Below are 393 nucleotides of genomic sequence, written 5' to 3' on the forward strand. Positions count from 1 at the left end.
TCGTTAGACGGCAGCTTTCCGCGACATGATCATCTTTCTTCACATATCTAAAACTTTCTCTCTTCTTTCTTCCTTCCTCCTCCCTCCTCCCCCTCCCCCTTCCCTTTTTCCCTCCCCTCTCTCTTCCCTCTTCCTTTCTTCCTTCCTCCTCTTCCTTTTTTTTCTTTCCCTTCCTTTCTGTCTTTTTCGCTCTTTGCCTCGCTTACCCTCCTCTCTTTCTTTCTTCTCGTCCTCTTCCTGTTCCATCTCCCGTCTATCCTTCCGCATCCTCATGATGCGTCTCTCGCGCTCTTGCATATTGTCACGTCCTTCCATTTCTGCCCCGTCCTCGTTTCGTTCTTCTTCCCCCTTCTTTTTTTCTTCTTTCTCCCTATTTCCCTTCCTCCCCTTCTC

Annotated in this window: 1 protein-coding gene; it reads right to left on the reverse strand. The window is 48.9% G+C overall.

Annotated features, from left to right (window positions below):
* Window positions 1-39: 39 nt before the first annotated feature.
* A partial coding sequence (locus tag SPHN_RS18355) for a hypothetical protein (protein ID WP_248525286.1) occupies window positions 40-393 on the reverse strand: 354 nt, incomplete at its 5' end.

Source organism: Sphingomonas faeni (assembly GCF_023195535.1).
GTDB classification, from domain to species: domain Bacteria; phylum Pseudomonadota; class Alphaproteobacteria; order Sphingomonadales; family Sphingomonadaceae; genus Sphingomonas; species Sphingomonas faeni_B.